Below are 13064 nucleotides of genomic sequence, written 5' to 3' on the forward strand. Positions count from 1 at the left end.
ATTATTCAACGTACCATTGCGGGATTTACTTTAATGCTGGTACTTATTCTCATTATTGGTGGGGTAAGTTATGGTAATACCGATAGAATTCACAGTCGATTACAACATGTTACTGAAGTGTCAACACCGATGGTTATTTCTGCTAGTCAGTTATTGGCAAGTTTGCGAGAAAATCAATTAAAGGTGATTGATTATCAAACCACAACCAATATTAATTTATTGGCTATAAAAAAGGTTGATGTTCAAAAAGCGGAGCATCATTTTCGATTACTAGAACAACAAGCTCAATTATATGCCGTTGATGAGCGAGCACAAATTGAATTAGCCGCGGCATTATTGGTCGCTAATACGTTTTTTGCATCATCGAATACTGCGATTGAACGTTATAATCAGTGGTTAGCAGTTAAGCGTCAGCATCAAAGATTAAATCTTGAATTTATTCATCTTGAAGATACCTACCAATCGGCAGCCAATCTGCTTATTCAAAGTGCTAGCCATAAGCGATCGTTACGCAATCGTGCTGAGCTGATTACTAGTGGTATTAGCCGTGATTTAAAAAATGTTCGTCGAGCTACTCCACAAACAGATCTTAAGACATTATCTGCAGTATTAACCAAAGATATTGAAATGGCTAAGCAGGGGATTACACGCATCGATGTGGCAAAAGATGTTAAAGCGCGTTATAGCAAAAACTTAAATCGAGTTTATGAACTTACGTTGGGTGATAATAGTATGCTGGCTGTGATGGAAAAACAGCATACTTTAGCAACTCAATTGGCTGATTTAAATGAAAAATCCAATCAACAAGTTATAGCGACCCAACAGGCATTAACTGACTATATGGCATATGCTCAAGCGAATGCTAAAGCAAGCCAACAAGCGGCGGATGAAGCTGCTAATCAAGCCACATTGAGCATTATTATTGCTGCGGTTATCTCTGCTGTTATTGCATTAGTTGTCGCTATAACGACAGCTAAAAGTATCCATACGCCATTAGTACGAATTAATTCAGTGCTTAAGAAAATGACAGCAGGCGATATGACTCAACGGACTAATTATCGCTCGCGATGTGAGTTTGGCGCATTATCTCGTTCAATTGATCAATTATCGGCGAGCATGACAGAGATATTAACCCAAATAAATGTTGGTTCAGCACATTTGGTATCCGAAGCGACAAAAACAGCAGCGACCAGTGAAAAAGCCATGAATCGAGTTGAAGACCAAAAATCTCGTACCGATCAAGTTGCTGCTGCAATCTCAGAATTAGAAGTGAGTGCCAAAGAAATTTCGCGTTCAACAGAGCAAACTGTTGAAGAAGTTAATGAAGTTAACCAAGCTGCGCAGCAAGGACGAGAGTTGGTATTAACCAGCCGTACTATTACTGAACAACTCGCTACTGAGATGACAGAAGCGGTTGCTATTACTCAAAAATTGTCTGAATTCTCTAATAACATTGGCAGTATTCTAGACGTTATTCGTGGTATTGCTGAGCAAACTAATTTACTCGCTCTTAATGCTGCAATTGAAGCAGCGCGAGCAGGGGATCAAGGTCGAGGTTTTGCCGTTGTGGCTGATGAAGTGAGGGCTCTCGCTAATCGTACTCAACAATCAACGGAAGAAATTCAGCATATGATCACTAACTTGCAGCAAAATACCTTACAGGTATCGCAAGTAATGACACGCTCGCAAACTCAGACTGAGCAATGTGTTGAACAAGCCCGTTCTACGGATATTGCTTTACAGACTATTGTTGAGCGAATGCATCTTATTTTAGATATGGCGATACAAGTAGCACACGCAACAGAAGAACAAATATCTGTTAGCCAAGATGTGTCTGAACATATTAATGGTATAGCTGCAGTGGCATATAACGCAGAAAGTGAAGCAAGAGAATCCGCACAAAGCAGTGAAGCGTTATCGCAACTGGCTGCTCAACAACGTCAATTGATTGAACGTTTTAAGGTCTAATTATGTCATTTTTATCTTTTTATCAGTGCTCAGGTTCTCGATTTTATTCTGTCATTAAAATGATCTGTGGTGGCGTATTTTTAGTGCCTAGTTTAGTTATGGCTAACCCTGAATCTATTTTGGGAGAGGTGGTTATTGATTCATGGCGTAATGATAATGCCATTTGGGATAAAACAATTATTCCAGCGTTTAATAAACATTATCCCAATATAAAAGTAACGTACCGATCCCCTGCAGATCCATCGACCTTTAATAAACAGTTAGATAATAATCTCGCTCAAGGTAGCGCTGGTGATTTGATCGCGTGTCGCCCATTTGATGGCTCATTAGCGTTATTTAAGCAAGGACATTTTAGTGATATTACCGAAATGCAAGGGATGGAAAATTTCCCTAGTTTTGCTTTAGGTCCGTGGCAAACGGATTCAGGCGCCCAAACCTTTTGTTTGCCGATGGCATCAGTTATTCATGGTTTTTTTTACAATAAGACCATTTTTTCTGACTTAAATCTTCAGGTACCAACAACAACATCTGAATTTAAGCAAGTGCTTGAAAAGATAAAGTCCAGTCAACGTTATGTGCCGATCGCATTAGGAACTAAAGATAAATGGGAAGCCGCGACAATGGGCTTTCAAAATATCGGGCCTAATTATTGGCAAGGTGAAGATGGACGTTTAGGACTGATTCAAGCGCAGCAACGTTTTACTGACGTGTCATATCTTAACGTGTATCGTGCATTAGCAAGTTGGACGCCATATTTAGGCACTAATTACACTCAACGTAGTTATGCTAACACTATTGAGTTGTTTAAAAGTGGTAAAGCCGCTATTTATCCAACGGGGTCATGGGATATTTCCACCTTTGAGAACAGTGTTGATTTTGGTGTGTTTTCACCGCCTGTGGTAAATAAGGGGGATGAATGTTACATCAGTGATCATACTGATTTAGGTATGGGGCTAAATACCAAGTCCGAAAAAAATGCTGCAGCAATAGCATTTTTACAGTGGATGACAACCGCTGAGTTTGCCGAATTATTAACGAATGGTATTCCAGGTTTTTTCTCATTATCAAATCACTTTTTTGATGTTACTCATTCGATAGCGAATGAAATGATGGCATGGCGTAATAGCTGTGATTCAACTATTCGTAATTCAGCCCAAATACTTTCTCGTGGTAAACCTGATTTTGAACAGCAATTATGGGAAACCAGCGCTGGAGTATTAAATGGTACGATGACGCCAGAAGAAGCGGTTAAAGCAGTACAAATGGGATTAAATAGTTGGTATCAACCACAGCGAGATGCCAAAACATTAGCTGAAATGTGTCAAGCCATGACTCCAATATCCAATCAAGCTCAATAATTATTAACAATATATTGTAGTTAGATCACGCCAAAATGTGTCAATAGTCACATGATCAATCAGGCTAATAGTGTGAATGATCATGTGGTTGTTGATGCATGGTTGATATATACATATTAAGCATATTACTATGCGATGTTTTCTTTTTAGGTGATTGATTGTGTCGAAAATATTAGTTGTTGATGATGATGTTCAGTTGTGTGAATTGCTGACCGAAGTGCTCGAAGATGAAGGTCATGATGTCAGTTGTGTTCATTGTGGTGAATCGGCAATTGAGTATTTGCAAAATAAAGGTGTCGACTTAGTATTACTCGACGTCATGCTGCCGAATTTGGATGGTATGCAAGTTGCGCGTCGTATTTGTCAGAGGTTTGCAACCCCAATCTTAATGTTAACTGCATTAGGTGACGAAGAGACGATGCTTGATGGTTTGCAAGCTGGCGCAGATCATTTTATAACCAAACCGTTTAAAGTTCCTGAATTGCTGACACGGATTAGTGCGATTTTACGCCGTGTTGGTCTCGAGCGTCAGCGACATATGATTCGATCTGGTGAAGAGAATATGGCGGCTGAAATGTCACGTTTGCCATTAACCAGTACTGAGGCCGAATTGTTAGAATACTTAATTAAGCATGATGGCATAGTGGTATCAAAAGCTGAACTCCAACAGCAAGTGCTTAAAAAAGAACTTAGCCCATTTGATCGTAATCTTGATATGCATATCAGCAATATACGCCGTAAAATTGTGCTAGCTGGAATGTCTAAGTTACATATAAAAACCGTTCGTGGTCGAGGGTATAGTTACACCGAATGCGTTAATAATTAATGAAAGGATCATGTTGTGGAAAGCCTCTCTCAGCGTAAAGCGTGGTATAAACCGCATCAGCAGCATGGTCTGGTTGTGCGTCTTTTTTCGTATTTTACGGTTAGTTTGTTATTAATATTATTGCTGCAAAACTTAGCTGAAATAGCTTTAGTTAAGACAATGCTGCATGTGCCTAAGAAAGTTCAACAAAATATGCTTGTTATGGCAGAACAAGCCCAACAACTCATTGATAATGGAGATAGGCAACAATTAGGCCTGTGGGAAAAACAGCAGCCTTATTATTTATTTGTGTTAGATAAGGATCAACATGAAATGGGGGATAGGAAAATGCACCCTCATTTTGCATTTAAACTTAATTATGCACGTGGAATTAACACTCTTTTAGACTCGCGTGTTAATCAGCCGATTTTTGCTATTCCATTAAAAGACGGCAATCAATTGATGGTACAGCTGCCACATCAATTACATCCTGCTAAATACTTTTCATTTTATTTTGGTTTGATTCAAGTAGTGATTGCCGTCTTAATTTTGTTTATGTTTTCATTTCTTATTGCGCGTTATTTACAACGACCATTAAATACATTGCGAGAGGCGAGTCGTAGTCTTGCCAATGGCGATTTTTCAGTAAGAGTCGCGAATACAGTTAGTGATAGTACTATTGAGTTTAAATCACTAGCGACTGATTTCGATGAAATGGCGAAGCAGATTCAAATATTGTCTGAACGTCAGCGTCGCCTGATTCGTGATGTTTCACATGAACTACGGACACCGCTAGCGCGCCACAACTTATCATTACATCTAATGAGAAAACGAGTAGAGCCGGAGCATCAACATCTTGTCGACCGATTAGAACGTGAATCTGAAGAAATGAATCAATTAGTTAATGAAATTTTAGAGTTTAATCAATTACAAAATACAACTGAAAATGTCAATTTGACGCCGATTGATGTTGAGAGTTTATGCTTAACTACAGCTGCTAATGTTGAAACTTTACTTAGGAAACATCAAACATTTACTACAGATATTGATAACAATATGCCATTAGTGATTGGAGATAGTCGATTAATTGTACGTGCTGTGAACAATTTATTAGGCAACGCTATTAAATATGCAGGTGAAGATGCTCATATTCATTTGATTTCGGCGCTGGTGGTCATTGAAGGGCAAGAGTTTGTACAGTTAAGTGTCGAGGATAATGGTCATGGTATCGCTGAACAACATCTAAAGCGTATTTTTGATCCTTTTACACGTATTGAAGGTGCACGAGATAAACAATCAGGTGGATATGGACTTGGTTTAGCCATTGTCAAAGAAGCAATGGTAGTAATGAATGGCAGCGTTAATGCTGAAAATCGTCAGCCTCAAGGATTGTCTATCCAACTATTGTTACCAATAATGAATAAATAAGAACAATAGTTAAATAACTATTGTTTATGGAATAGGATTAATAAGACAGCCTTTTAGATAAAGTAGATTAAATTTGTCGATATTAATCTATTTTATCGATTGTGTGTGTGATTGTTATCCACTTTGTGATTGTTTTATAAATTGATGTTGTTAACGTTATCTATTTAGCTGTTTTTTGCTATTAACAAGATGATACATACTTACACATCATATTGATTTGAATCAACTAACGTGTTTGTTTTATGATTTAGCTGTTTGAATTATTCTGTAAGCGTATATATTGCGCGCGAGGAAGTTTTCAAAAGAGTAATATCATGATTAATAAGAAATATATAAAAAAAGCAATTGTGAGTGCTGTAGCGTTAGGTATCGTTGGTTATGGTGCAATTGTATATGCTGTACATAAAGAAGATGTCAACTTAGCCAATAAGCGCTTAGATGCTTTATCATTGCATAATATCGATGATCTTTCGGCACAAGCTATGCGATTATTAGCAGAAAAAGGCTGTGCTGACTGTCATACGCTTAATAGCCCATTGCCGTTTTATGCGAAAGTTCCTGGTGTAAAGCAAACAATGCAAGTTGATATCGATAAGGCTAACCAATCCTTTGAGCTTGCACCAGTCGTACAAGCAGTTGAACATCATCAAGCAGTGAGTCAAGTTGCTCTTGCCAAATTAGAGTTTGTTATTGATAACAACTCAATGCCAATTCCTAAATATTTAGCTATACACTGGCCATCAGGCTACCTTAATAGTAGTGATAGACAGCTATTACTAGATTGGATTATGCATCAACGTCAGCAATATTATCCAAATCCAACTGCAGCACCACAATTTAAGAATTTGGCTATTCAGCCTATTCATACCGTATTTAAAACAGATCCTGCTAAAGTTGCCTTAGGTTTATCGCTTTACAATAATATTCACTTATCAGCTAATAATAAGTATGCCTGCTCTAGTTGTCATTCTATCCATACGGGGGGTACAGATAACTTGCCGACCAGTCTAGGTATTAATAATCTAGATGATCCGATGAATGCTCCAACAGTGTATGACTCTGCATTTAATATGAGTCAATTCTGGAATGGACGTGCTGCAGATTTAGCCGCTCAAGCTGCTGGACCTGTTTTTAACCCTGTTGAAATGGGGTCAAAGAACTGGGGTAATATCATTGCCAAGCTTAAGCAAGATCCACAATTGGTTGCACTGTTTGATAATTCTTATAAAGACGGTATGACAGGAGCTAACATTACTAATGCGATTGCTGAATATGAGAAAACACTGATCACGCCTAACAGTCGTTTTGACCAATACTTAGAAGGTAATTTAAGCGCGTTAACACCACAAGAAATTGAAGGCTTTAAGCTGTTCTTAAAAACGGGTTGTCAAACTTGTCACGTCGGTCAAAGTATGGGTGGCCAGTCATACGAGAAGATGGGTGTTTATAGTAGCTTCTTTGGTGATCTTAAAGGTAAACATCTCGAGGGTGATAAAGGGCGTTATTTAGTTACTCATGATAAAAAAGATATGCATTACTTCAAAGTGCCTAATTTGCGTAATGTTGCCGTTACTGGGCCTTACTTTTCTGGTGGCCGCGCAGCAACGTTATCAGAAGCGGTTAATGCAATGGCGAAGTACCAATGTAATACTGATTTTACGCCGCAAGAAACCAAGGCGATGGTTGCTTATTTAAAAACACTGACTGGTGAATATCAGGGTAAGAAATTAACTAATCCTAATTGTCATGATGTCAATGGCCAACAAGTGTGTGGCAGCGCGAAAGATCAAGTCTGGCAGCAAGTAACAGGGCGTAAACTACCGACTGAAACACAAGCTTAATTACATCCTACATTTATTGAATACAGAGGCTGTCATTATTGGCAGCCTTTTTTGTATGGGTACTTTCGAGTTTCTACGACCTCGAAAGAATGAAGACAAGAGACCGTTATTCTGAGAGCGAAAAGTATTTAGATAGTGAATATTTCATTTTCAATTACGATCACACATTTGCAATATGAAAGTTATAGAAAGTTTTTTTTAACGTAACATACAATTCAAAAGTAAATGAAAGGTGTGTTATGAAAGTTAAATTATTTGCGTTAGTGTGCGCTACTGTTTTTTCTTACTCAGTATTAGCCACTGAAAATAAAAGTTTAGATCCAGTAAAATTAATTAATCAACAAGGAACATTAATTTATTCAGATAGTTTTGATAATCAATTATCACAATGGGTTATTGAAAAAATTGATACTTCTGTTGTTGATATTAAGCAAGGTGAAATGGATATAAATGATGATGGTGGCACTACTGTTTGGTTTAAACACAGTATTGCAGCACCATCTGTGATTGAATTTGAAGGAAAAGTCGTTGTTGCTGGTGGAAAAAATGATCGCGGTACAGATTTAAATTTCTTTTGGATGGCACAAGAGCCGGGTAGTACTGATTTTTTTGCTAAATCTAAATGGCGCGGTGGTGATATGCGTAAGTATGATCCTATGCAGCTTTATTATATTGGTTACGGAGCTAATGATAATAGCACAACACGTTTTCGCCGTTATCCAGGAGATGGGACACGTCCTTTATTGCCGCAATATGATGTTATAGATCAATTATTTATGAATGTACCGAATACTCATACAAAAATCCAAATAGTGAGTTTAAATGAGGGTACTTATGTTTACGCAAATGGTAAGAAATTGTATTTTATTGACGGTGAAAAAGAATTTAATAAGGGCTATTTTGGCTTTAGAACGTGGAAGAGCCATGTGGCAATAGATAATTTTAAAGTATATTCTTTAGCGATGTTGTAACTTTGTATTATTAAAAGTGATGATTAATGATTGATATCATCACTTTTTATTTTATGCGCTAATTTGTTGAGTTCTTCGTAACGAAGATCACCAAACCCTATAATTCCCTCCATCTCAGTTTGAATTAAATTAAGCAGAATCTCTCGTTCATGATCTGTTAATGTAATTTCCATTGTTATAGATTCCTCTTTTAACATGTAATAGCCGCGATATACTTTCTCGAATACATTTAGTTTTATTCTAGTACAGCAGTGCTATTCTGCTACTTGTTAAAAAGAGACCCTAACGTTAATTGCTTACAGTATTGTCGTAATAGGTGACTTCTTTAGTTCTTGTTATGCGTATACAATAGCTAATCAAAGGCACTGTGCCTCAAAGGAATTGACTATGTTGTGGTTTTTAATGGTAACGTTGCCGCTAGTGTTAGCAGGCATTCATAAATTACTCTTAGTATTAGGCGTGTATCCGCGTAATAACAGTGTGTTTATTATTCCTATTATTATTATCTGCTACTGCATCTTCGCAGTAAGCTCTGCTTTTGATCGTGATGCCTTACCAGCAGTATTAATCGCAATCTATTATATTGTATTAACGATAATGACCGTAAGAGCTACCATGCGCCGATAAGAAGATATATTCAATATAATCAGCGTTCGTTTTATAACTGAATAGTGAAGAACATTAAAATGAAGAAACCGTATCCAGCAAAAACGATTCAAAATGTTATTAATAGCGCTATTTATCATTTAAATTTACGCGATCATAGTGAATATGAATTACGTAAAAAATTAGAAGCAAAAACAGAACAGCAAGATTGGATTGAGACTGTATTACAACAAATGAAAGACTTTGGTTATTTAAAAGATGATCTTCCATTTGCGCTACATTTTAGTGAAAGGGCTTTTTCAAACGAATACGGGCAACAATACATAAAGCAGAAATTAAAAACGAAAGGTATTCCAGAAAGTATTATTGAAGAGGCATTGGCTAAGGTTATTGAAAAAAAACAAGTTATCGAGCTAGCAATGATAAGTGACCGTTTAAATAGCTATGACGATTTCAGTCAAACAACGAAAGATAAAATAACCAACGATCTCACTAAGCGTGGGTTTAGTTTTCAAGATATTTCAACAGCGATTGCTGAACATGCTGCGGCTGATACATTATTAAGTAAAGCAAAAATTAAAGGTATGAACGCTGATCTGACAACTGAAGTGTTGAAATTAGTGCGTAAGCTCAAAGGTAGAACAGTGATTAAACAAGAGCTCAAGATGAAACATGTTGATATTACTGACCTTGAACAAGTACTTGATGAATTAACTTATGCAGGTGACATCGATTTTTATGAAAACTGCCAACTAGTATTAGCAAAAAAACGGTTTGATCTATCGAACTTTAAAGACAAAAGTAAAGCTTATGCTTATTTGTCATCAAAGGGTTACAGTCAGGATGAAATTAAAGAAGCCATGGCTGCCGCTATATGATTAGGGTAGAAAAAAGAAAGTAAAGATATCGATAATACTAAACTTTATTTCTTATGTAACTTTCAACTTAGCTAATAATGATTAATTATTCCTTTTTAGAATGTTGGCGTGGTGCTCTAAAAACAAATCATTCCGCTAATAAGCCATATTATTCATATTGTTAATAACTATTACTCAAATGATTGTGAGTTATAGTAGTGATGTTTATTATGCGGCTACAAAGGATATGTCGTTGTTTGGAATAAGAAGTGAAGAAAGAAAAATATAATAAGATTGCTAATCATATTTTCAAAGTGGAAGCTGTAAGGGTCGCTGTTTATGACGTTATCACACATAGTATGACAGCATATAGGGCCGAGATTGTTCATGGTGTAACCCCTAACACTTTGAATCGTTATGTTAAAAAGTTCAATATTGAACTAGAATATTTGCAAAGTATGGGCTTAAAAACTAAATAATATTATCAAAAGTCCAGTATCTACTGGACTTTTTGTTGTGCTAATATCTTATTTTATTTTTCTAGATCTATAACTTTACAACGTATTGATAGCATACTTACTGCTGAACTTGCTGATAAACCACGTATAAAATCGAGCGCTTTTGTTAAGTCTTGAGTTTCAATCTTTAAATTATTATTAATGCGGCCATCATTAGTCATATCGGTATTCACTACACTTGGGCACAAACAACAGACCTTGATACCAAATGGAAGAAGCTCATGATAGAGCGATTGACTATAGCTAACGATCGCTGATTTTGTAGCAGAATAGGCCGCTATCTTAGGAACTGGCTCTAAACCTGCAGTTGAGCCAATATTATATATTTCACCAAAACCTTGTTGCTTCATTTTATTAGCAACTAAATTACATACTGTTATAGTCGAAAGTAAATTTATGTTTATTAATTCAGACAGTTCAGTCAGTGTTAAATTGATGTTGCCTGCTTTTAAAATACCTGCACTATTAACCAGAACATCGATATTTTTATATGAAGTAATTATCGATGTTAGCGTTGATTCAACTTCACTGGGTTTATTAAAATCGACACTTACTGTTTCTATATTACATGATGTATATAATAGAGCTAGTTCTGATTTTGTTCGTGTAAGGTTTTCTTTATTTAGCGATAGCAGAATTAATGAGTATCCTTGTTGAGCAAAGTAATGTGAAATGGTTTTTCCGATTCCTCTACTTGCTCCAGTTATTAAAGCAACTTTAGACATAAAATGATCCATTATAGTTTATGTGTATGGTTAATATGAAAGTATCATTTATCTATCCAATCTAAAAGTTGTATTCTCTGTGATTTTATATTTATGGGAGTATTATAATGGCATTAATACTATTTTTTGCATTTAATATTGTCGGTTATTTTTATTAAAATTATCTATGTATATTAGAAAATAAATCACTTGCCCTTACTGGCGTTAATATAAAAATCATATAGATGTTGTTAAAGAAGTATTGCTAGTTAGGTAATTGAGACTTATTCATCTTAAGTTAAGTTGGTTCTGCTATCGTCAATCAACTGAATGTGCTTGTTTCCCCCTTGCTGTAGTTACCATCACTAAGACTGAGTCGTCATCATGAGGGATATCACCATTGCTTTAAATGAGGTGAATATGACTAAGGTGACTCAATCGGCATCACAAATTAAATGGTTACCATGGATTGCGGGTATTGCCTTTTTTATGCAGACCTTAGATGCCACAATCATAAATACTGCTATTCCATCGTTGGCTACAAGCCTACATCAATCGCCACTTGATATGCAGTTAACTATTATCAGTTATACCTTGACTGTAGCCATACTCATCCCTGTAAGTGGCTGGTTAGCCGATAAATTTGGTACACGAGTTATATTTCTATGGGCGGTGGGGTTATTTACCATCGGTTCATTAGCATGTGGTTTATCAACCACATTAGTGCAACTAGTCATTGCGCGTGTATTACAAGGGGTAGGAGGCGCAATGATGGTACCTGTAGCAAGGTTGGCATTGTTACGTTGCTACCCGCGAAAAGATTTTGTTCGCGTCTTAAATTTGGCAACAATGCCTGGTTTAGTAGGGCCAGTTGTCGGACCTTTATTAGGTGGTCTATTAGTAACTTACGCGAGTTGGCACTGGATTTTTTTGATTAATATTCCGGTTGGTATTATAGGGATATGGATAGCCAAACGTTATATGCCTAATTTTACTTCAACGGCTTCCCATTTTGATTGGCTAGGTTTTATATTATTTGGTTTGAGTTTAGTCTTTATTCTCGGTGGAATTGAATTATTTGGAAGTGGATCAATATCGCTGTTATTACCTATATTAACTTTGCTTATCGGTGTATTACTATTATTTGGTTATGGTTGGCATGCTGCTAAAAAAGAACAGCCATTAATTCCTTTATCCTTATTTAAAACCCGTACATTTAACGTTGGGATCCGCGGTAATATTTTATCGCGTTTAGGTACTGGTGCTATTCCTTATCTAGTGCCACTGATGTTACAGGTGGGAATGGGAATGTCTGCGTTATATGCTGGATGTATGATGGTACCGTTAGCGATTGGTGCTTTGCTGGGTAAATCTTTAGTTGAAAAGGTATTGCATCGGTTTGGTTATCGAAGCACGTTAGTGTTAGTTACTGTCGTTATTGGTGTTATAACCGCAGCATTTGCATTAGTTTCGAATCAGTTATCATTATGGTTTGCTGTACCGTTGTTATTTGGATTAGGTGTGGTGCGTGCAACGCAATTTACGTCGATGAATACTATTACTTTGGCTGATTTAAATGATCAAAATGCCAGTGCTGGTAATAGTGCTTTAGCCGTAACACAATTATTAGCAATCAGTCTCGGTCTTGCCGTTTGTGCTTGTATATTAAAGCTATTTAATTCATATGGATCTGGTAATGCAATGGTTCATTTTCATCAGACCTTTATTACTTTAGGGGCACTGACGGTTTTCTCTGCATTAACTTTTTTAACATTGAAAAGTGTTGATGGTGATAATTTAATAAGTAAATAACGCCTAGTTAGTCCCAGTTATTACAACACAATATTTACGTAATAGCTTACTTTCGATGTACTAATTGATGAACAGTATGATAATTGCATCTATATCAAAGATAGTATTTAGTTTATTTATTATTGTCGGACTGTGAATATAAATATTTAAGAGGGGAGAGAAGTTGTCCGTTGCGAAAAATCACCACGGACAATAA

12 protein-coding genes are annotated in these 13064 nt (G+C 36.5%); 10 read left to right on the forward strand and 2 right to left on the reverse strand.

Annotated elements, in window-relative coordinates:
• The 6 genes from PPBDW_RS15245 to PPBDW_RS15270 all read left to right on the forward strand — a co-directional run.
• On the forward strand, nt 1–1968 hold a 1968-nt coding region (locus tag PPBDW_RS15245; RefSeq protein WP_243423022.1), incomplete at its 5' end, for a methyl-accepting chemotaxis protein.
• A 98-nt stretch (nt 1969–2066) separates the two neighbouring features.
• Complete coding sequence (locus PPBDW_RS15250) at nt 2067–3326, forward strand: ABC transporter substrate-binding protein (protein ID WP_054262235.1); 1260 nt, start codon at nt 2067–2069, stop codon at nt 3324–3326.
• 160 nt (nt 3327–3486) lie between these two features.
• The gene (locus PPBDW_RS15255) at nt 3487–4152 is read left to right on the forward strand and encodes a response regulator transcription factor (protein ID WP_036789948.1); all 666 of its coding nucleotides are present in this window, start codon (nt 3487–3489) and stop codon (nt 4150–4152) included.
• 15 nt (nt 4153–4167) lie between these two features.
• A complete protein-coding gene (locus tag PPBDW_RS15260) occupies nt 4168–5559 on the forward strand; it encodes a sensor histidine kinase (RefSeq protein ID WP_036789950.1) in 1392 nt (463 codons plus the stop codon).
• A 314-nt stretch (nt 5560–5873) separates the two neighbouring features.
• Complete coding sequence (locus tag PPBDW_RS15265; RefSeq protein ID WP_054262117.1) at nt 5874–7400, forward strand: cytochrome c peroxidase; 1527 nt, start codon at nt 5874–5876, stop codon at nt 7398–7400.
• 239 nt (nt 7401–7639) lie between these two features.
• Complete coding sequence (locus PPBDW_RS15270) at nt 7640–8371, forward strand: DUF6250 domain-containing protein (RefSeq protein WP_052957342.1); 732 nt, start codon at nt 7640–7642, stop codon at nt 8369–8371.
• Between the two features lie 23 nt (nt 8372–8394).
• Here the strand turns inward: PPBDW_RS15270 and PPBDW_RS15275 are convergent, their stop codons facing one another.
• Nucleotides 8395–8544, reverse strand: a complete 150-nt coding sequence (locus PPBDW_RS15275; protein WP_156312903.1) for a hypothetical protein — start codon at nt 8542–8544, stop codon at nt 8395–8397.
• A gap of 214 nt (nt 8545–8758) precedes the next feature.
• Here PPBDW_RS15275 and PPBDW_RS15280 point away from each other — a divergent pair, with 214 nt between their 5' ends.
• The 3 genes from PPBDW_RS15280 (at nt 8759) to PPBDW_RS15290 (ending at nt 10313) form a co-directional block, all read left to right on the forward strand.
• Nucleotides 8759–8998 (forward strand): hypothetical protein, encoded by a 240-nt coding sequence (locus PPBDW_RS15280; protein WP_036789953.1) that lies wholly within the window; start codon nt 8759–8761, stop codon nt 8996–8998.
• Nucleotides 8999–9057: 59 nt separating this feature from the next.
• Nucleotides 9058–9855 carry a RecX family transcriptional regulator gene (locus PPBDW_RS15285; RefSeq protein ID WP_036789955.1) on the forward strand — a complete coding sequence of 266 codons (798 nt, stop codon included), beginning with the start codon at nt 9058–9060 and terminating at the stop codon, nt 9853–9855.
• A gap of 248 nt (nt 9856–10103) precedes the next feature.
• On the forward strand, nt 10104–10313 hold the full coding sequence (locus tag PPBDW_RS15290) for a hypothetical protein (protein ID WP_036789957.1): 210 nt from the start codon (nt 10104–10106) through the stop codon (nt 10311–10313).
• 53 nt (nt 10314–10366) lie between these two features.
• On the opposite strand, the gene PPBDW_RS15295 is transcribed toward PPBDW_RS15290, so the two are convergent.
• Nucleotides 10367–11077 (reverse strand): SDR family NAD(P)-dependent oxidoreductase, encoded by a 711-nt coding sequence (locus tag PPBDW_RS15295; RefSeq protein WP_036789960.1) that lies wholly within the window; start codon nt 11075–11077, stop codon nt 10367–10369.
• Between the two features lie 399 nt (nt 11078–11476).
• On the opposite strand from PPBDW_RS15295, the gene mdtD reads away from it, so the two are divergent.
• Complete coding sequence (gene mdtD / locus PPBDW_RS15300) at nt 11477–12868, forward strand: multidrug transporter subunit MdtD (RefSeq protein WP_230850366.1); 1392 nt, start codon at nt 11477–11479, stop codon at nt 12866–12868.
• The last annotated feature ends 196 nt before the right edge of the window (nt 12869–13064 follow it).

The organism is Photobacterium kishitanii, from assembly GCF_000613045.3.
GTDB lineage: Bacteria > Pseudomonadota > Gammaproteobacteria > Enterobacterales > Vibrionaceae > Photobacterium > Photobacterium kishitanii.

What these genes read in the sequence shown, in the direction of transcription:
- PPBDW_RS15250 (WP_054262235.1), top strand. Translation starts at nt 2,067, where the DNA reads ATGGCTAACCCTGAATCTATTTTGGGAGAGGTGGTTATTGATTCATGG.
- PPBDW_RS15265 (WP_054262117.1), top strand. Translation starts at nt 5,874, where the DNA reads ATGATTAATAAGAAATATATAAAAAAAGCAATTGTGAGTGCTGTAGCG.
- PPBDW_RS15270 (WP_052957342.1), top strand. Translation starts at nt 7,640, where the DNA reads ATGAAAGTTAAATTATTTGCGTTAGTGTGCGCTACTGTTTTTTCTTAC.
- PPBDW_RS15275 (WP_156312903.1), bottom strand. Translation starts at nt 8,544, where the DNA reads ATGGAAATTACATTAACAGATCATGAACGAGAGATTCTGCTTAATTTA.
- PPBDW_RS15280 (WP_036789953.1), top strand. Translation starts at nt 8,759, where the DNA reads ATGTTGTGGTTTTTAATGGTAACGTTGCCGCTAGTGTTAGCAGGCATT.
- PPBDW_RS15285 (WP_036789955.1), top strand. Translation starts at nt 9,058, where the DNA reads ATGAAGAAACCGTATCCAGCAAAAACGATTCAAAATGTTATTAATAGC.
- PPBDW_RS15295 (WP_036789960.1), bottom strand. Translation starts at nt 11,077, where the DNA reads ATGTCTAAAGTTGCTTTAATAACTGGAGCAAGTAGAGGAATCGGAAAA.
- mdtD (WP_230850366.1), top strand. Translation starts at nt 11,477, where the DNA reads ATGACTAAGGTGACTCAATCGGCATCACAAATTAAATGGTTACCATGG.